Consider the following 18,607-nt stretch of genomic DNA (forward strand, 5'->3'; position numbering starts at 1 on the left):
ATGAACCTGAGTGAACCCCGCGAGCTGGCGCCCCTGCTTGAAGCCTTTCTGTTGGCCTCGGGAAAGCCGCAAACCCTTGAACGTCTGTACGAGTTGTTCGAGGAAGGCGAACGGCCGGAGCCGCCGGTCTTCAAGAAAGCCCTGGCCCTGCTGGAAAAGTCCTGCGAGGGGCGGGCGTTCGAGCTTAAGGAGGTCGCCTCCGGCTATCGCCTGCAGATCCGCGAGAAGTTCGCGCCATGGGTTGGCCGGCTGTGGGAAGAGCGCCCGCAGCGTTATTCCCGGGCCCTGTTGGAAACCATGGCGCTGATTGCCTATCGCCAGCCGATTACCCGTGGCGAGATCGAAGATGTGCGGGGGGTGGCGGTCAACACCAACATCGTCAAGACGCTGATGGAGCGCGAGTGGATCCGCATCGTCGGCTATCGCGACGTGCCGGGCAAACCGGCGATGTTCGCCACCACCAAGGCGTTTCTCGATCACTTCAACCTCAAGAGCCTCGACGAGTTGCCGCCACTGGCCGAACTGCGCGAGATCGAGCCGGATCCGGTGCTTGACTTCGACGATGCTCCAGTGCCGCCTGGCCTGCAGGAGCTGGCCGATGCCAGTGCCGAGCCGGAAGAGCAGAAAGAGGAAACCAGTTTCCACACGCTGTTGCTGGAGCTGGACAGCATGGAGGAGGGGATCAAGACCGACTTCGACGATTTGCTGCGTGACGGGGTGGGCGGCGAATCGATGCCGACCGGGGTTGAGTCCGATCCGGTCGAACCGCCGGTTGAGGGTGAGCCAGAATCTGACTTTGAGCCTGAATTCGAGCCTGAATTCGAGCCTGAATTTGAGTCCGAACCTGAACTGGAAGACGATGTGCTCGGCGTGGCCGAAGCCCGGGAAAAACTGCTGGCCGCCGTTGCTCGCCTCGAACAACCCGCACCAGAACCTGAGCCAGCACTGAGCGAAGAAGAAGCCGAAGCCCGGGCACTGGCCGAAGCCATCGAAGCCGAGCGCCGCGAGTTCGAGGATTGAGCATGAGCTCGACCAAAGACCCGTGCATCAGCCTCTGCAAGTTCAGCGATGACATCTGTCTGGGATGCGGCCGCAGCAAGCGCGAGATCCGGGCCTGGAAGAAATTCGACAAGGACGACAAGCGCACGGTGCTGGCCGAAGCTGCGCTGCGCCTGATCAAGCTCGGCGCCACCGGTCGGCGGAAAAAGAAATAACCTTGGTTTGATCGACTAGTCTCTGATGCGCACGCGGCCACATCCGCGTATGATTCGCGACCCTTCGGCGATCCCTTCGCCCGAAAACCCAGATTTCAATGCTTCGGCAGGCCCAATCCAGAGCCGCTGAACAGACCACACCGGGAGGTGCCCAGATGAGTGACAACCAGAAAGACGACCAGCAAATCGGCCCAGCAGGCGAAAAGCTGCAGAAAGTCCTCGCCCGTATCGGCGTCGGCTCGCGCCGTGACGTGGAAGCGTGGATCAGCCAGGGCCGGATCAAGGTCAATGGCACAGACGCCACCCTTGGCCTGCGCGTTGACATGCACGATGCCATTACCATCGATGGCAAGGTCATCAAGCGCGAAGAGGCTGCCGAGTCGGTCCGCCGCGTGATCATGTACAACAAGCCGGACGGCGAGATCTGCACCCGTGACGACCCGGAAGGTCGTCCGACCGTGTTCGACAAGTTGCCGCGTCCGAAAGAAGGGCGCTGGATCAACATCGGCCGTCTCGACATCAACACCACCGGTCTGCTGATGTTCACCACCGACGGTGAGCTGGCCAACCGCCTGATGCACCCGTCCTACGAGATGGACCGCGAGTACGCAGTCCGTGTTCGCGGCGAAGTCGATGACGAGATGATCGAGCGTCTGAAGGCCGGCGTCGTGCTGGAAGACGGTCCGGCGCGCTTCACCGATATTCAACAGGCACCGGGCGGCGAAGGCTTCAACCACTGGTATCACTGTGTGGTGATGGAAGGTCGCAACCGTGAAGTGCGTCGTCTGTGGGAATCCCAGGGCCTGGTGGTCAGCCGTCTGAAGCGCGTGCGTTTCGGTCCGGTGTTCCTCAACTCCGACCTGCCGATGGGCCGCTGGCGCGAAATGAGCCAGTACGAAGTCGACGTGCTGAGCGCCGAAGTCGGCCTGACCCCGGTGGCCATGCCGCAACTGAATGCCAAGAGCAAAGACAAGCTCGACCGCATGCAGCGTAAATCGTCGCGGCCGATGCCTCGCACCGAGCGCGTGCGTACCTTGCGTCCGGCCAACGGCGCACCGGCGGCGGCCGGCCCGCGTACCGTGCGTGAGCCGCAGATCGAAGGCGAGCGTCCGGGTCGCAAGCCAGCGGCGCGTCCGGATGGCGAGCGCGCTCCGCGTGGGCGCACCGAGCGTGGTGAAGGTCGTGCACCGGCCGGTCGCGGTACGCCAGTGGCGGATCGTCCAGCCGAGACCAGGCGTCCGGCCAAACCGGCGCCGAAGCGTCCAGGCATCAAACTGGCGGACGACGACAAGCCGTCGGGCAAGCGCCGTGGCGCACCGGCCGGTTCCGGCCAGCGTCCGGGTTTCGGTCGCAAGAAGCCGGAATAACGCGGTTGTAAGCTTCGAGCGACAAGCTTCAAGCTGAAAACAGAAAACGCCAACCTCAGGGTTGGCGTTTTTTTTTGGTCTTTTTATTTCTTTTTTTAGGCGTGTTTTTCTTGTTTTTAAACAAAAAACTTAACGCCTTTCAAATAGTTAGCCAGCTAACGTCAATCACCGGACGCCACTTCGATGGGTCTGGAGTGGAAACTTTACGTTACGCGCTGTCAGTGGATATTTACGAAAAAGACCTCGCTGTCCCATGAATCGGGTGGCTTTGACTGGCTGTAAGGAAAATCTGCCGCAGCCACGCCCGCCGGGCCTTGCGCAGCCCTCTGGCGTGCTTGTTTCAGCGTCGTTTGGAAGGTGAGATGCGCGGCATGCCTGTCGTGCAGGTGCATAACAAGAAGGAGGCGCAATGAACGCCGTAATCCATTTTCACTTCTCCACGTGGGGCGGATTGTCCATCGTCCACGCCGATGGCCTGCAAAGGCCTGACTCAATTTTTGCAGCCGCCCGGGTCGCCCGGGGTGGACACACGCAATCCCGGCAACCGACACGCTGATCCAGCGGGGTCTGGCAGCAGGGGGTTAGCGGTGTACAATGCGCCGCGTTTTACCTGTGACCCTCTGCGTAATCGCGCATACCTCAAGGCTATCCGTCTTGTTCACTCCGTCGCGTCACGAGCGTGTCGGGTTCGATTTCGTCACAGATAAAAACAAACAGGTGACGCATGACCGTTGTAAAAAAGCTGAATTCCTGGTGCCTGCGCTGGGGTTTGATCAAGGTTGGTTGAAATCGCAACCTTGCAGCAACGTCTACTGAACATCATCAAACCTTGCGTGAGACCTTTTTCATGAGTGGACAAAACTCGCAATCAGGCGAGCTGAAACGCGGCCTGAAAAATCGCCATATTCAACTGATCGCCCTCGGTGGCGCGATCGGTACAGGATTGTTCCTCGGCTCGGCCGGGGTGCTGAAATCCGCCGGCCCGTCGATGATTCTCGGCTATGCCATCTGCGGCTTCATCGCTTTCATGATCATGCGCCAGCTCGGCGAAATGATCGTCGAAGAGCCGGTGGCCGGATCCTTCAGCCACTTTGCGCACAAATACTGGGGCGGTTTCGCCGGTTTCCTGTCGGGCTGGAACTGCTGGATCCTGTACATCCTGGTGGGCATGTCGGAGCTGACCGCAGTCGGCAAGTACATCCACTACTGGGCGCCGGATATCCCGAGCTGGGTCACCGCAGCCGCGTTCTTCGTGCTGATCAACGCGATCAATCTGGCCAACGTCAAAGTTTTCGGTGAAGCCGAGTTCTGGTTCGCGATCATCAAGGTCGTGGCGATCGTCGGCATGATCGCCCTGGGCAGCTACCTGCTGGTCAGCGGCCATGGCGGCCCGCAAGCCTCGGTCAGCAACCTGTGGTCCCATGGTGGCTTCTTCCCGAACGGCGTCAGCGGTCTGGTGATGGCCATGGCGATCATCATGTTTTCCTTCGGCGGTCTGGAAATGCTCGGTTTCACCGCCGCCGAAGCCGACAAGCCGAAAACCGTGATCCCGAAAGCGATCAACCAGGTGATCTACCGGATCCTGATTTTCTACATCGGCGCGCTGGTGATCCTGCTGTCGCTGACCCCATGGGACAGCCTGCTGGAAACCCTCAACGCTTCGGGCGATTCCTACAGCGGCAGCCCGTTCGTGCAGGTGTTCTCGATGCTTGGCAGCAACACCGCCGCACACATCCTCAACTTCGTGGTTCTGACTGCGGCATTGTCGGTGTACAACAGCGGCACCTATTGCAACAGCCGCATGCTGCTGGGCATGGCCGAGCAGGGCGACGCGCCGAAAGCGCTGGCGAAGATCGACAAGCGCGGCGTACCGGTGCGTTCGATCCTGGCGTCGGCAGCCGTGACCCTGGTGGCGGTGCTGCTCAACTACCTGATCCCGCAACATGCGCTGGAACTGCTGATGTCGCTGGTGGTTGCGACGCTGGTGATCAACTGGGCGATGATCAGCTTCTCGCACTTCAAGTTCCGCCAGCACATGAACAAGACCCACCAGAAGCCGCTGTTCAAGGCGCTGTGGTATCCGTACGGCAACTACATCTGCCTGGCGTTCGTGGCGTTCATTCTCGGTGTGATGCTGCTGATCCCGGGCATTCAGGTCTCGGTGTATGCGATTCCGGTGTGGGTCGTGTTCATGTGGGTCTGCTATGTGATCAAGAACAAGCGTGGTGCGCAGCAGGCGTTGCACGCTGCCGTGAAATAACGCGGCAAGCCAAACAAGAAACCCGGCCAGGCGCCGGGTTTTTTGTTTTCGCGGATTTCGACAGTGATCCCGAACGCCTTGCGCGTTCGGTGGTTCGAGGCTCTATGCGTAGTCGGCAATGGGATAAAGCGTGCACAACGCTTCGGTCTGTAAGCGGAATTGGTCTCTGGCGGAGTGCTCCAGTGTGTAATCCCGTTCGCCGAGCGCTGTCACTTTGTCGAGGATCCGGCACATCAGGTCGACAATCTGCCGGCATCCCCGCGAGTCGATGTGGCGCTGGGCAATGGAGCCCGTGCCGATACGCAAGCCACTGGTCACGGAGGATGATCGAGCCTCGCTGGGGACACGATGCCTGTTCACGATGATCCCGCATTGCTCCAGCGCCGATTCTGCAATGGCGCCGGTGATGCCGCTGCGCAACCGAAGCAGAATCGTGTGATTTTCACTGCGTCCGCCCACGACTTCGTAATCATGTGCCTGAAACGCAGTGGCAAGTTCATCGGCGGTATGGCGGATCCGCGCCATGTAAGCGTCGAATTCGGCCGACATTGCATGACCCAGCGCCGTCGCCTTGGCCGCGATCATGTTGACGGCCGGCGCGCCCTGCATGCCGGGAAACACGGCGTGATCAAGGGCGCGGCTGAAGGTCGTCCGCAAGCCGGGGACTTTGGTATTGGCGTCCCGGCCGCAAAGAATCAGGCCGCCTCGGGGGCCCATGAGTTGCTTGTGTGTGCAGGTGGTCGTGACGTGTGCAACGTCAATCGGGCTCGGATGCCGTCCGGTGGCAACCAGTCCGGCGATGTGTGAAATGTCGGCGAGCAGGATGGCGCCGGCCTCATCGGCAATCTCGCGAAAGCGTTCGAAATCCACGATCCGCGAGTAAGCAGTGGCGCAGCACATGATGATGCGCGGGCGGTGAGCGAGCGCCAGCGTTCGCACCTCGTCGTAATCGATCAGGCCTTGGGAGGTCGTACCGTACTGGATGGCTTTGTAGTGGTCGCTCGAGAACGCTGCGGTGCTGCCGTGGGTGAGGTGGCCGCCATGTTCGACGGCCATTCCCAGCAGGGTATCCCCCGGTTCGAGCAGGCCGGTGAGCACCTGGTAATTGGCGTTCGATGCCGAGTGTGGCTGCACGTTGGCGTACTGAGCGCCGAACAGCGCCCGGGCTCTTCGAATGGCCAGCGACTCGACCAGGCTGACGTTCTCGCAACCGGCGTTATAGCGCCTGCCGGGTGTGCCCTCGGCCGTCACGTTGACCAGCGCCGACGCAGAGGCCGCCAGGGTGCGTGGGTTGACTGCGCAGGAGGAAGATACCAGCGACAGGGTCTGGTGCTGTCGCGTGACTTCGGCGTCAAGGATCTGCGCGAGTTCGGCGTCTTGCACTCGCAGATCCGTCAGGCCGCGCCGCAGCAAGTCGGCCTGGGTCGTAAGCAGTTGAGTATTGACCGGCATTCTTTGTATTCCTTCCCTGTTTGTTGCGCGCCGCGAACAACAGCGCGACTTTCCTGGTTTTGCGTGTGCCGACATCCATGTATCGCCACAAGCTGTACAGGCGGATCCGTGTTCCGGCGCCGATGCGCGCAAAACCAACGTCTGTACAGGTAGCCACTGTCTGATTTCCTCTGCGGGTTACCGTGACGAGGGACAGCTTGAAGCATCATAGTTTTTTTGTTTGTGAACGCGAGAAAAATTAATCAAAAAAATGAACATTGTTCAAAGAAAATGATTCTTTTTGCAGGGCTCAAGGTGTAAAGCTGTAGGGCGACCGTCGCCGCTTTGCGGTGGTGAAGGGGAAGGCAGCGGGAACTAACACGTCAGTACAGCTTGCAGGTGAGTCTGCAAGTCTGGATGAGTCGCCCCGGTTTCGGTCACTCAAGGATGGAGGATGCTATGATCTCTCGCGGTTTTGACAGGGATGCAACTGTAATCAACGACCTGATGTGAGTGCCCGTGAGTCATCATTCAGGGTGTGTTTTCATTACAGTTATAAATGGGCGGTCAGTAACTCATGCACAGAAGAGAAAGATCGGAGAATCTGAAAAACAATATCAAGTACCTGATAAAAAGTCGTGGGGAGACGCAGCTGTCCTTGTGTAACTCCAGTGGCCTGACCAGAACGACCATCTATAACATCCTCGAGGGGAAGGTGGTCAATGTGCAGCAGTCCACGGTTCGCAAGATTTCCGATTTCTTTGGTGTTTCCTATGAAGAAATAGAAACCATCGATTTTGAAGAGAAGGAGATAATAGAAAGCAGTATCTCGCCGCAGGGGAACATGAATCCGGCGGCAGTGCCTGTTCTGAAAGAGAGTCTGGTGATCCAGAATCTGGACAAGAGAATTGGCGAGTTGGCCACGGTTTATCCATTGACTTATTATTTTGGCGCCTCTTTCAATTTGATAGGTGTGCTGCTGGAAAACGAGATCAGTGGATTGAATGAACCGGGCGATCTATTGATCGTTCAGAAAGGGTCTTCGAGTAGCGACAGGGAAAAGCTGCTGTATGACAAAACCACGAACAGGCTGCTGATATCCAGAGAGACTGGCGTTGCCACGGATCGTATTTGTGTTATCGGGGATATAATCGAGGAACGATTTAATGGGCTGTAGTGTTGGAATGGAAAACAGCAAGTACAAGCTATTGGGGTTTGAAAACGGTAAAAGCCTGGCTGTCATCATGGTGATTGCGACAGGCAAGATAATCAAAATAAAACTGAGTGAAGTGTTGAATAGTGAGATTATGGATAATCTGAACAAGCTGGAAATAAAGAATCTGTACAAGAAGTTTTATTCCCAGGGAGGGGCGCTCACCGCTTATGAGTTGAATGATCGCCATGAGAGTTCCTGGATGATCTATATCATTCTGAACCTCATGTTGTTTACGCTGTATATCTTTACCAGTATCGCCGCGACCAAGCCGATCTATCTGGAGTCTCTGGACATTATCGTAACGCCTGGGACTTTTCTTTATCCGCTGACGTTTCTGATCGTCGATCTGTTGAATGAAACGTTCGGTCTCAGGCTTGCGCGAAAAGCGATTCTCTTTGCCTTCATCAGCAACGCGGCCATCATCATCCTGCTGGCCATCACGACTCATCTCCCCGGATTGCCTGGCTGGAAGCTCGATGGCCCTTACAATGATGTCATTGGCCAGTTGTCTTCTGTCCTGGTAGCTTCCTCTGTTTCATTTCTGGTTTCCGAAAATATAAACTCGTATTTGCTGTGCAAAATCAAGGAACTCACAAATTCCAGATTTCTGTTCTTGCGCGTGTTTTTAAGTACGTTGTTTGCGGTAATCATCGACAGCTTTCTTTTCTGCTTCATCGCGTTTTATGGTGCGATGGAAACCAGCGCGATACTGAACATGATCTACGTTCAGATTGCGATAAAGGTTGGCTTTGCTTTCTTTAATGTATTGCCTGCTTATGGGGCAAGGGCATTGTTCAAGAAGTACCTGACTGGCGGTCAGGCGCAATAATGCAGAATGGCGCTCACCGGGTGTATCGGTTATGTCATACCGGGTGAGCGCTTGTTGTGTCGTCGAATATTCAGTTCAGATTCAGTTTTGCTTTCAGGCTGTGCGTAACCTGATCTTTGTTGTTCAGGTATTCATTGAGGCCTTTGGCACGAAGGTTACACGCGTCGCAATTGGAGCAGCCGTTACCTTTGATGCCGTTGTAGCAGGTCAGTGTCTGGTCCCGAATGAACTCCAGTCGCTGATGGTAGTCGGCCAGGGCCCAGGTTTCCGCTTTGTTCAGCCACATCAGCGGAGTGTCCAGGGTCAATTGATAGTCCATGCCCAGTACCAGGGCTTTGTTCAATGCCTTGACGAAGTCATCCCGGCAATCCGGGTAACCCGAAAAGTCTGTTTCACAAACGCCGGTAATGACGGTTCTGGCTTGTACCTGATACGCATAAATGGAAGCCAGGGTCAAAAACAGGATGTTTCTGCCGGGTACAAAAGTACTGGGCAGGCTTTCTCCTGAACTGTTGATGGTCGGAACCGGAATGTTGTCGCGGGTCAGGCTGCTGATGGCCAGTTCATTCAGCAGCGACACATCCATGGTCTTGTGCACGGTCACGCCAAGTTCTTTTGCCAGTTGCTGTGCAACTTCAATTTCCGCGCGATGGCGCTGGCCATAGTCAAATGTGATGCAGTGAATCTCATCGTAATGGGTCAAGGCATGGATCAAGCAGGTTGTTGAATCCTGTCCGCCGCTAAATACGATGACTGCTTTATTGCTCATGATTATGCTTCCTGCATGGAAAGGGTAAATGCAATATTCGAACAATAATCGAGGGGGCTTGTCCCGGTTGCTCATTGCCGTGGCGATATTCTACGTAGTACGGCGCTCATTGGCACTGACGAATGCCCCCCTATTGACGGCGCATTTTCTCCCAAACGTTTTCCCGTTTCGCCTGATAGTCGCCGTGTATAGTGAAAAGGCGCAACACTGAAAGCACACCCAGGGTCCTGCTGACCGTAGTTTCTACAGATGCGGCGTAGCGCAAGGCTCTACGATGAGAATGCAATGCTGAAGATTTCCAATAACGTGCATCTGCCGGATGCCGAGATCGAACTGACCGCTATCCGCGCCCAGGGGGCCGGTGGGCAGAACGTCAACAAGGTCTCCAGCGCCGTGCACCTGCGCTTCGACATTCCGGCCTCGTCCTTGCCCGAGTTCTACAAGGAGCGCTTGCTGGCGTTGCGTGACAGCCGCATCACCAGCGATGGCGTGCTGATCATCAAGGCCCAGCAATACCGCACGCAGGAACAGAATCGCGCCGATGCGCTGGAGCGCCTGATCGAGCTGATTCTCAGCGCTACCAAGGTCGAGAAGAAGCGCCGGCCGACCAAGCCGACGCTGGGTTCAAAGAAACGTCGGCTCGAATCGAAAACCAAGCGGGGCAGTATCAAGGCCGGGCGGGGCAAGGTGGATTTCTAGTCTTCGCGGTACTTTGATGTGTGGCGATACAGATAGATGCTCAGCGCCAGGCCACTCAGTGCGGCAATGGCAGCGAACAGGAAGATCGAGGCAAAACCGAAGCCCGACGCAATCGCCCCGGCCAGGGGGCCGGTGATCCCCAGCGACAGATCGATGAACAACGAATAGGCGCCGACCGCCGCCCCACGGCTGGAGGCCGGCACCAGGTTCACCGCCTCTACGCCCAGTGCCGGGAACACCAGCGAGAAGCCGAAACCGCTCAATGCCGCGCCGGCCAGCGCCCAGTGTGCATCCGGTGCGATCCATAGCAGCAACAGGCCGAGGGTTTCCACCGACAGACAGGCAATCGCTACGCGAAAGCCGCCGAGACGGTTGATCAGATTGCCGAACAGCAGTCGCGCGCCGATGAAGCTGGCGCCGAACAGGCTCAGGCACAGCACCGCGTTATCCCAATGCCGGGTGGCGTAATACAGCGTGATGAAGGTGGCGATGGTGCCGAAACCGATCGAGCCCAGTGCCAGGCCGCAGCCGTGTGGAAAGACACGCCCCAGTACGTGCATGAACGGCAGGCGCTCGCCGGCGACAATCGGCGCAGCGGTCTTCGGCCAGGCCAGCAGCACTCCCAGCGTTGCGAGCAGCAGAATGCTCACGCCCATGCTCCAGAGGCCGAAACGGCTGACCAGCCACACCCCGAGCGGCGCACCGATCGCCAGCGCGCCGTAACTGGCGATGCCGTTCCACGAGATGACTTTGGCCGTGTTGGCCGCGCCGACGCGGCCGATGCCCCAGCCGATCGATCCGGAACCGACGAGACTTTCCGCGCTGCCGAGTACCAGGCGACCAACGAACAGGCTGATCAGGCTGAGCATCGGCAGGTTGGGCGTCCATGCGGAGATCAGCATGAACACACCGCTCAAGCCGCAACCGGCCAGACCAATCATCACCGCACGTTTGCTGCCCTGGTTGTCGATGATCTTGCCGGCATACGGACGGCTGAGCAGGGTGGCAAGGTATTGCACGCTGATCACCAGGCCGGCGATGACCGCGCCGAAACCCAGGTCGCTGTGCACATAGCCCGGCAGTACGGCCAACGGAATGCCGATATTGAGGTAACCGATGAAGGTGAACAGGACGATGGAAACGACTTGCAGCGTGACCGCCAGGGGGCGCTGGGGTTCTGGCATTGAGGACGACATGAGTAACGATCCACGGGGAGAGCAGAATAGATAGGCTGCTCATGATACCGGCGTGGACGATTCTGCGGCGGGGAAAAGTAAAACTATTTGGCCGGAGCGACCAGTTGCGTGGTGACCAGTGCCGCGAGGGCGTTTTCTTCGCTGCCGAAACGGGCGAGCAGGGCGGCCTGTTTCTCGGGCGAGAGGCGGCTCCAGATCTCGATCATCTTCTCGGAGGCGCCGATGAGGATTGCGGCCTGGTGTTCGTCAAAGGATTCTTCGGTCATGGCGGGCTCGGCTTCAGGCAGTGTGGAAAGCGCATGTTAGCGCTTTCCACACGGTCTGTACGGCGGGTATTACTTACTCTTCGCTGTCGGCCGGACGGCTTTCGGCGGCTTCTTTCGGCTCGGGCTGTTGGGCGCCGGCTTGTTGCGTGGTCGTCTGCTCAGTTTCGTGCAGGCTTGGGAAGGGGAGATTCGGAATCTCGTGCATGGTTGCGCTCCTCGCTAAGTCTGTTGATAGATCTGGTAGATCCGCGCTTTCAGAAAGCCTGCGAAGGATACAGCAGGAAAAGTGACAAACAGATTTTTAAATCCATTTGTTTCGACGGGCGGGATTGTCTAGACAAGTGCGACAGGGTGACGCAGGGCAAATGTGGGAGCGAGCCTGCTCGCGATAAGTGCTTGTCAGTCGACATTTGTGCTGACTGATGCACCGCTGTCGCGAGCAGGCTCGCTCCCACAATTGGGGTTATTTGCAGACGTTGGCGATCGCTTCGGCCAGCAGGTCGAGGCGCGTCGCATCAATCCCGGCGACGTTGGCCCGGCCCGAGCTGACCATGTAAACGCTGTGATGCTCGCGCAGGTTTTTCACTTGTTCCGGCGACAGGCCGGTGTAGGAGAACATCCCGCGTTGCACGCCAATGTGCGCAAAACGCTCGCGCAGACCGTGCGGTTCCAGCGCTTGCACCAAGCCACTGCGCAACTGGGCGATGCGCAGACGCATGGCTTCCACTTCGTCGGCCCAGCGGCGTTTCAGCTCCGGGTCGGCGAGGATCGTGGCGACGACAGCGGCGCCGTGATCCGGTGGCGTCGACCACAGGTTGCGGGCGATGTGGGCCAGTTGACTGCGGATGTCGATGAGCTTGTCAGCGCTTTTCGCGCAGACGATCAGCGCACCGGTGCGGTCGCGGTACAGGCCGAAATTTTTCGAGCAGGAACTGGTGATCAGCAGCTCGGGCAACTCGGCGGCGAACAGCCGGGTTGACCATGCATCCTGCTCCAGACCATCGCCGAAACCCTGGTAGGCAAAGTCGATCAGCGGCAGCAGGTTGCGGCTGCGCACCACGTCCAGCACCCGCTGCCAGTCGTCGTGACCCAGGTCGAAACCGGTCGGGTTGTGGCAGCACGCATGCAGCAGCACCACATCACCTTTCGGCACTTCATTGAGCGCGGCGAGCATTGCATCGACGTCGAGACGGTTGTCGCTGCCGACGTACGGGTAATGGCTGATTTTGACCCCGGCAGCCGCGAAAATCGTTTCGTGGATCGGCCAGGTCGGGTTGCTCAGCCATACGCCTTTGCCCGGCAGGCATTGCGCGATGAAATCCGCTGCCAGACGCAGGGCACCCGTGCCGCCCGGGGTCTGGGTGGCGCCGGCACGTTGCTCGGCGATCAGTGCCGAATCGGCACCGAGCACCAGCTCATTGATGACTTTGCCGAACAGCAGATTGCCATGGCCACCGATGTAGGTCTTGGTGTCCTGGCTCTCGACCAGACGCGCCTCGGCGATTTTCACCGCCTCGGGGATCGGCGTCAGGCCCTGGGCATCCTTGTAGACGCCCACGCCGAGGTCGAACTTGCGCGGGTTGGAATCCTGCGCGTAGGCCTCCATCAGGCCGAGGATCGGGTCGCCGGGCACCCGGCCGATGGCGTCGAAGTGCATTACTTGCGTCCTTCTGCAGTCTTGGCCACTTCGTCAGTGCGCGCGGCCATGATGAAGTCGTTGCGGTGCAGGCCTTTGATCGAGTGGCTCCACCAGGTCACGGTGACTTTGCCCCATTCGGTCAGCAGGCCCGGGTGATGACCTTCGGCCTCGGAGATCTCGCCGACGGCGTTGGTGAAGGCCAGAGCGTGCTTGAAATTCTTGAACAGGAAGACTTTTTCCAGCTGCATGATGCTGTCACGCACTTCGATGTTCCAGTCAGGGATCTGCTTGATCAGGATCGGCAGTTCTTCATCGCTGACTTGTGGGGCATCGGCACGGCACGCTTCGCAATGGGCTTGGTTCAAAGTGGACATGGTTTGATTCCTGAGATCGGATGTCTTTTTTATAAGAGCTGTTACGGTCGTCAATGTCGTCACGCTAAACCAAAGCCGCGACGACTGACAGACTCACTTGTAAGTAAAAGCCACGGTTCACGCAGCTTTTGGTTTCGGTGGAAACTTCGGTGCGTGCAGACCCAGCTGCATGCCTTGCTTGACCATGGCCATGATGTCTTCGTGAGCCAGGTCGAACAGGCGCTTGAGGTTCGGCAGGACAAAATACAACGGTTGCAGGATGTCGATGCGGTACGGCGTGCGCATGGCTTCCAGCGGATCGAAGGCCTGATGCTCGGGCTCGTCCGACAGCGAATAAACGGTTTCTTTCGGCGAAGAAAGGATGCCGCCGCCGTAGATGCGTTTGCCTTGCGGGGTGTCGACCAGGCCGAACTCGATGGTCATCCAGTACAGACGCGCCAGATAAACGCGTTCTTCCTTGGTCGCTTGCAGGCCGAGCTTGCCGTAGGTGTGGGTAAATTCGGCGAACCACGGGTTGGTCAGCAGAGGGCAGTGGCCAAAGATCTCGTGGAAAATGTCCGGCTCTTGCAGGTAGTCCAGTTCTTCACGGGTGCGAATGAACGTGGCCACCGGAAACTGCTTGCTGGCGAGCAATTCGAAAAAGGTCTGGAAGGGGATCAGCGCCGGGACGCGGGCAACCTGCCAACCGGTGGTCTCGCCGAGCACCTTGTTGATCTCGCCCAGTTGCGGGATGCGGTCGTGGGGCAGGCCGAGTTTTTCGATACCGTCCAGGTATTCCTGGCACGCCCGACCCTCGATCACTTTCATCTGGCGGGTGATCAGCGTGTTCCACACCGCGTGTTCTTCGGCGGGGTAGTCGATAAAACCTTGCGCATCGGGCTCGCGGGCCACGTATTGCGTCTGCTTCATACTGCTCTCCTGCGAGGGGAATTCGTTCTTGTTATGTCCTGCGATGGACTGAGAAATACCCCAGCGCGTGCCGTGTTGCACCAGGTTGATGGCCGGTCAGGCAGGAAAAGTCTCTTTGAGTCGTAAATTTTTCGTTACGATTTGTGCGATAAGTCGTGATTACGGTGATTGGCGGGTTTGAAATGGCCAGTGTCTGTCACATAATCTTGACGACTATCTTGCGGGCGGCAGAGAAAAATCCGCCCCTTTACCTGTTTCGGGCCTTTATATGCGTATCAAAGTCCACTGCCAGAACCGTATCGGCATTCTGCGCGACATCCTCAATCTGCTGGTGGAGTACGGGATCAACGTCGCCCGCGGTGAGGTCGGCGGTGAACACGGCAACGCGATCTATCTGCATTGCCCGAATCTGATCAACCTGCAGTTCCAGGCGCTGCGACCGAAATTCGAGGCCATCGCCGGGGTCTTCGGTGTCAAGCGTGTCGGGTTGATGCCCAGCGAGCGCCGACACATGGAGCTGAATGCGCTGCTCGGTGCGCTGGAGTTTCCGGTGCTGTCGATCGACATGGGCGGCTCCATCGTTGCCGCCAACCGGGCGGCGGCGCAGTTGCTCGGGGTTCGGGTCGACGAGGTGCCGGGGATTCCACTCTCGCGTTATGCCGAAGACTTTGACTTGCCGGAGCTGGTGCGCGCCAACAAATCGCGAATCAACGGCATGCGGGTCAAGGTCAAGGGCGACATCTTTCTGGCCGACATCGCCCCGCTGCAATCGGAGCACGACGACAGCGAGGCCATGGCCGGTGCCGTGCTGACCTTGCACCGGGCGGACCGCGTCGGCGAGCGCATCTATAACGTGCGCAAGCAAGAGTTGCGTGGCTTCGACAGCATCTTCCAGAGCTCGAAAGTGATGGCGGCGGTGGTGCGCGAAGCCCGGCGCATGGCGCCGCTGGATGCGCCTCTTCTTATTGAGGGTGAAACCGGAACCGGCAAGGAGTTGCTGGCGCGTGCCTGTCACCTGGCGAGTCCGCGCGGGCAGTCGCCGCTGATGGCGCTCAACTGTGCGGGGCTGCCGGAGTCGATGGCCGAGACCGAGCTGTTCGGCTATGGCCCCGGCGCCTTTGAAGGGGCGCGGGCCGAAGGCAAGCTCGGATTGCTTGAGCTGACGGCGGGCGGCACGCTGTTCCTTGATGGCGTTGGCGAAATGAGCCCGCGCTTGCAGGTGAAATTGCTGCGCTTCCTGCAGGACGGCTGCTTCCGGCGTGTAGGCAGTGATGAAGAGGTTTATCTGGATGTGCGGGTGATCTGCGCCACCCAGGTGGATCTGTCGGAGCTGTGTGCGAGAGGGGAATTTCGCCAGGATCTGTATCACCGTTTGAACGTGCTGTCGCTGCACATTCCGCCCTTGCGCGAATGCCTCGACGGTTTGACGCCGCTGGTCGAGCACTTCCTCGATCAGGCCAGCCGACAGATCGGTTGCCCGCTGCCGAAACTGGCGCCGGCGGCAATGGACCGGCTCAGTCACTACCATTGGCCGGGCAACGTTCGGCAACTGGAGAACGTGCTGTTTCAGGCGGTGTCGCTGTGTGATGGCGGGACGGTCAAGGCCGAACATATTCGTCTGCCGGACTATGGCGTGCGTCAGCCGCTTGGCGACTTCTCGCTGGAGGGCGGGTTGGACGAGATTGTCGGGCGCTTCGAGAAAGCGGTGCTGGAGCGACTGTATTCCGAACATCCAAGCAGTCGGCAGCTGGGCAAGCGGCTCGGGGTTTCGCACACCACGATTGCCAACAAGCTGCGTGAGTACGAAGTCGGCAAGGAGTCAGGCAACGTCTGATCACGCCCACGCAGATCGTTCCCACGCTGATCCCCCCACGCAGTGTGGGAACGATCAATTGATAAGGGTCAGGTGTTTGCCGCCAAGCGGCATGACACCGCCGGTTTTTCGTCTTCGATACATTTCCCCAAACCCCGCCATTTCCCTCAAGTCCTTTGTTTATCGGGTCCCTGGCCGCCAGAAAAAAGTTGGTCTGCAAATTGCTTGTGGGTCAGCAGTACAGCGGTGGGCGGCAAACGTCCGGCATGCAGAGGAAAGAGTGTGGACAAGTACCTTTATGTGGCAATGACCGGCGCCAGCCAGAACGCACTGGCGCAAAAGGCTCATGCCAACAACCTGGCGAACATCTCCACCAATGGTTTTCAGCGCGACCTGGAGCAGGCGCGTTCGATGCCGGTGTTCGGTGACAGCTTTCCGGCGCGTGCGTTTGCCATGAGCGAGCGGCCCGCCACCGATTTCACGCCGGGCTCGCTGGTGCAGACCGGGCGTGACCTCGACGTGGCCGTCAGCGGCAACGGCTTCATTGCCGTGCAGAACCCCAACGGCGGCGAAAGCTACGTGCGCACCGGCAGCCTGAACATCGACGCCCTCGGCGTACTGCGCGCCGGCAACGGCATGCCGGTGCTGGGCAATGGCGGTCCGATTGCCATTCCACCGGAGCAGCAGGTGGAAGTCGGTGAAGACGGCACCATCAGTATCCGTGCGATGGGCGAAGGCCCGCGCGTCATGGCCGAAGTCGACCGGATCAAACTGGTCAACCCGGACATCAAGAACATGAACAAGGGCCTGGACGGTTCGATTTACACCAAGGACGGCCAGCCTGCGCCGGCCGACGCCAACGTCAAACTGGTGTCGGGTTTCCTGGAGTCGAGCAACGTCAATGCCGTGGAAGAGATGACCTCGGTGCTGGCCCTGGCCAAGCAGTTCGAGTTGCACGTCAAGATGATGAACACCGCCAAAGACGACGACCAGGCCATGGCTCGGGTCTTGCAGATCAGCTAATTATCAGAACGTCGCGCCGTAAAACAGGCGCACGAGGAGAATCGAATGCTTCCGGCTCTATGGGTTGCCAAAACCGGTCTGTCCGCCCAGGACACCAACCTGACCACCATTTCCAACAACCTGGCAAACGTGTCGACCACGGGTTTCAAACGTGACCGCGCCGAGTTCCAGGACCTGCTGTATCAGATCAAGCGTCAGCCAGGCGCCCAGTCGACCCAGGACAGCGAACTGCCGTCGGGTCTGCAAGTGGGTACCGGTGTGCGCATCGTCGGCACCCAGAAAAACTTCACCGCCGGTAGCCTGCAAACCACCGAGCAGCCGCTGGACATGGCCATCGATGGTCGTGGCTTCTTCCAGATCCTGCAGCCGGACGGCACCACGTCCTACACCCGTGACGGTACTTTCCACCTCGACTCCAATGGCCAGATCGTCAACGCCAGCGGTTTCGCGCTGGAGCCGGCGATTGTCATCCCGAACAACGCCCAGACCTTCACTGTCGGCCGCGACGGCACCGTATCGATCACCGTTGCCGGCAACCCGGCCGCCCAGGTGATCGGCAACCTGCAAACCGCCGACTTCATCAACCCGGCCGGTTTGCAAGCGGTGGGCAACAACCTGTTCCTGGAAACCGCCGCTTCCGGTGCGCCGCAAGTCGGCACTCCGGGCCTGAACGGTTTCGGCACCACCCTGCAGAACACCCTGGAAACCTCCAACGTCAGCACCGTGGAAGAGATGGTCAACATGATCACCACCCAGCGCGCGTACGAGATGAACTCCAAGGTGATCTCCACCGCCGACCAGATGCTCTCGTTCGTAACGCAGAATCTGTAATCAAGTCTATGAGGCGGTCATGAGGCCGCCTGCAACACCGTGAGGTAAGGGTCATGAAGCGCTTCGTATCTGTTCTGGCATTGGGTGGGGTGGTCTCGCTCGCGGGCTGCGTCGCTCCGACGCCCAAGCCCAATGACCCTTACTACGCTCCGGTGTTGCCGCGTACGCCGTTGCCGGCGGCCGCCAACAACGGCTCGATCTATCAGGCCGGTTTCGAACAGAACCTGTACAGCGACCGCAAGGCGTTCCGGGTCGGTGACATCATCACCATCACCCTGAACGAGAAGACTCAGGCCAGCAAGAACGCCAACTCGCAAGTGGCCAAGAACAGCAAGACCGGCATCGGCCTGACTTCGCTGTTCGGCGGCAGTGGCACCACCAACAACCCGTTGGGTGGTAACGATCTGAGCCTGGACGTCGGCTACAGTGGCGACCGTGCGACCAAGGGCGACAGCAAGGCGGCCCAGGGCAACACCCTGACCGGTTCGATCACCGTGACCGTCGCCGATGTGCTGCCCAACGGCATCATCGCCGTGCGCGGCGAGAAGTGGATGACCCTCAATACCGGTGATGAGCTGGTGCGGATCGCCGGTCTCGTACGCGCCGATGACATCGCCACCGACAACACGGTGTCGTCGACCCGGGTCGCCGATGCGCGCATCACCTATTCGGGCACCGGTTCGTTTGCCGATGCGAGTCAGCCAGGCTGGTTCGACCGTTTCTTCCTCAGCCCGCTGTTCCCTTTCTAGGTGGCTACGTTGAATTTCAAGA

19 protein-coding genes are annotated in these 18,607 nt (G+C 58.9%); 11 read left to right on the forward strand and 8 right to left on the reverse strand.

What is annotated here, in order from left to right:
* From scpB to ACSPX5_RS02590, 4 genes are all read left to right on the forward strand, one after another.
* Positions 1-1,020, forward strand: a complete 1,020-nt coding sequence (gene scpB / locus ACSPX5_RS02575; RefSeq protein WP_439820900.1) for an SMC-Scp complex subunit ScpB — start codon at positions 1-3, stop codon at positions 1,018-1,020.
* 2 nt (positions 1,021-1,022) lie between these two features.
* A complete protein-coding gene (locus tag ACSPX5_RS02580; protein WP_323161789.1) occupies positions 1,023-1,214 on the forward strand; it encodes a DUF1289 domain-containing protein in 192 nt (63 codons plus the stop codon).
* 155 nt (positions 1,215-1,369) lie between these two features.
* A complete protein-coding gene (gene rluB / locus ACSPX5_RS02585; protein ID WP_169429367.1) occupies positions 1,370-2,581 on the forward strand; it encodes a 23S rRNA pseudouridine(2605) synthase RluB in 1,212 nt (403 codons plus the stop codon).
* A gap of 847 nt (positions 2,582-3,428) precedes the next feature.
* Positions 3,429-4,841, forward strand: a complete 1,413-nt coding sequence (locus ACSPX5_RS02590; RefSeq protein ID WP_439820901.1) for an amino acid permease — start codon at positions 3,429-3,431, stop codon at positions 4,839-4,841.
* 102 nt (positions 4,842-4,943) lie between these two features.
* On the opposite strand, the gene glyA is transcribed toward ACSPX5_RS02590, so the two are convergent.
* Positions 4,944-6,293 carry a serine hydroxymethyltransferase gene (gene glyA / locus ACSPX5_RS02595; protein ID WP_439820902.1) on the reverse strand — a complete coding sequence of 450 codons (1,350 nt, stop codon included), beginning with the start codon at positions 6,291-6,293 and terminating at the stop codon, positions 4,944-4,946.
* A 556-nt stretch (positions 6,294-6,849) separates the two neighbouring features.
* On the opposite strand from glyA, the gene ACSPX5_RS02600 reads away from it, so the two are divergent.
* On the forward strand, positions 6,850-7,449 hold the full coding sequence (locus ACSPX5_RS02600) for a helix-turn-helix transcriptional regulator (RefSeq protein ID WP_439820903.1): 600 nt from the start codon (positions 6,850-6,852) through the stop codon (positions 7,447-7,449).
* Complete coding sequence (locus ACSPX5_RS02605) at positions 7,439-8,317, forward strand: queuosine precursor transporter (protein WP_169429371.1); 879 nt, start codon at positions 7,439-7,441, stop codon at positions 8,315-8,317. Before ACSPX5_RS02600 ends, ACSPX5_RS02605 begins: the two co-directional genes overlap by 11 nt.
* A 70-nt stretch (positions 8,318-8,387) precedes the next feature.
* Here ACSPX5_RS02605 and queC read toward each other — a convergent pair whose 3' ends face one another.
* Entirely contained in the window at positions 8,388-9,086 is a 699-nt protein-coding gene (gene queC / locus ACSPX5_RS02610; protein WP_439820904.1) for a 7-cyano-7-deazaguanine synthase QueC, read from the reverse strand.
* 285 nt (positions 9,087-9,371) lie between these two features.
* On the opposite strand from queC, the gene arfB reads away from it, so the two are divergent.
* Positions 9,372-9,785: an alternative ribosome rescue aminoacyl-tRNA hydrolase ArfB gene (gene arfB, locus ACSPX5_RS02615; RefSeq protein WP_169429373.1), complete on the forward strand. Its 414-nt coding sequence runs from the start codon at positions 9,372-9,374 to the stop codon at positions 9,783-9,785.
* Here arfB and ACSPX5_RS02620 read toward each other — a convergent pair.
* From ACSPX5_RS02620 to phhA, 6 genes are all read right to left on the reverse strand, one after another.
* Positions 9,782-10,969: an MFS transporter gene (locus ACSPX5_RS02620; protein WP_439821997.1), complete on the reverse strand. Its 1,188-nt coding sequence runs from the start codon at positions 10,967-10,969 to the stop codon at positions 9,782-9,784. The two genes, arfB and ACSPX5_RS02620, sit on opposite strands and share 4 nt — an antisense overlap.
* A 95-nt stretch (positions 10,970-11,064) precedes the next feature.
* A complete protein-coding gene (locus ACSPX5_RS02625; RefSeq protein ID WP_439820905.1) occupies positions 11,065-11,247 on the reverse strand; it encodes a hypothetical protein in 183 nt (60 codons plus the stop codon).
* 73 nt (positions 11,248-11,320) lie between these two features.
* Positions 11,321-11,452, reverse strand: coding sequence for a hypothetical protein (locus tag ACSPX5_RS02630; protein WP_007958347.1), 132 nt, complete (start codon positions 11,450-11,452; stop codon positions 11,321-11,323).
* Between the two features lie 258 nt (positions 11,453-11,710).
* Positions 11,711-12,904, reverse strand: a complete 1,194-nt coding sequence (locus tag ACSPX5_RS02635) for an amino acid aminotransferase (RefSeq protein ID WP_439820906.1) — start codon at positions 12,902-12,904, stop codon at positions 11,711-11,713.
* A complete protein-coding gene (locus ACSPX5_RS02640) occupies positions 12,904-13,260 on the reverse strand; it encodes a 4a-hydroxytetrahydrobiopterin dehydratase (protein ID WP_003222798.1) in 357 nt (118 codons plus the stop codon). Before ACSPX5_RS02640 ends, ACSPX5_RS02635 begins: the two co-directional genes overlap by 1 nt.
* A gap of 117 nt (positions 13,261-13,377) precedes the next feature.
* A complete protein-coding gene (phhA, locus tag ACSPX5_RS02645) occupies positions 13,378-14,214 on the reverse strand; it encodes a phenylalanine 4-monooxygenase (RefSeq protein WP_323161804.1) in 837 nt (278 codons plus the stop codon).
* Positions 14,215-14,437: 223 nt separating this feature from the next.
* Between phhA and ACSPX5_RS02650 the strand changes: the two genes are divergently transcribed.
* The 4 genes from ACSPX5_RS02650 (at position 14,438) to flgH (ending at position 18,585) form a co-directional block, all read left to right on the forward strand.
* On the forward strand, positions 14,438-16,003 hold the full coding sequence (locus ACSPX5_RS02650) for a sigma-54-dependent transcriptional regulator (protein WP_323161784.1): 1,566 nt from the start codon (positions 14,438-14,440) through the stop codon (positions 16,001-16,003).
* A gap of 261 nt (positions 16,004-16,264) precedes the next feature.
* Entirely contained in the window at positions 16,265-17,005 is a 741-nt protein-coding gene (locus tag ACSPX5_RS02655) for a flagellar basal body rod protein FlgF (RefSeq protein ID WP_085710427.1), read from the forward strand.
* 45 nt (positions 17,006-17,050) lie between these two features.
* The gene (flgG, locus tag ACSPX5_RS02660) at positions 17,051-17,836 is read left to right on the forward strand and encodes a flagellar basal-body rod protein FlgG (RefSeq protein WP_011333017.1); all 786 of its coding nucleotides are present in this window, start codon (positions 17,051-17,053) and stop codon (positions 17,834-17,836) included.
* 53 nt (positions 17,837-17,889) lie between these two features.
* A complete protein-coding gene (gene flgH, locus ACSPX5_RS02665) occupies positions 17,890-18,585 on the forward strand; it encodes a flagellar basal body L-ring protein FlgH (protein WP_007965503.1) in 696 nt (231 codons plus the stop codon).
* The last annotated feature ends 22 nt before the right edge of the window (positions 18,586-18,607 follow it).

The organism is Pseudomonas sp. HLG18 (genome assembly GCF_051903985.1).
Taxonomy (GTDB): Bacteria; Pseudomonadota; Gammaproteobacteria; order Pseudomonadales; family Pseudomonadaceae; genus Aquipseudomonas; species Aquipseudomonas fluorescens_BT.